The 297-nt window shown below is 50.2% G+C and carries 1 pseudogene; it reads right to left on the reverse strand.

From position 1 onward, the window contains the following. Positions 1–166: 166 nt before the first annotated feature. Positions 167–297: pseudogene (locus P0G09_RS19170) on the reverse strand (plasmid mobilization relaxosome protein MobC); the annotation flags it as partial.

Below are 297 nucleotides of genomic sequence, written 5' to 3' on the forward strand. Positions count from 1 at the left end.
CAAAGGTTTTCATCTATTCTCAACTCCTTTGCAGCAATCTGTTTTCTATCCATATTATCCTGCCGGTACAGCCAAAAGGCAAGGATACGGGCAAAAAGAAAATGCGGAGGAAGGCGCGGCGAAAAGAACGCCGTTCCTCCCTCCGCAGATGGGGTAACTGTTCCTGTTACGAAAGTTTGGAGAGCCGGGTCAGTATCTCCTTAACGCCGTCCCATAACTGTTCTTGCCGCTGGGATATATCCTACAGATCGGCATCGTAGATACGCCCGGTTTCATGCACCTTGCGGGTCAGCTGAT

This window comes from Faecalibacterium sp. DFI.5.82 (genome assembly GCF_029076575.1).
Classification (GTDB): domain Bacteria; phylum Bacillota; class Clostridia; order Oscillospirales; family Ruminococcaceae; genus Faecalibacterium; species Faecalibacterium duncaniae.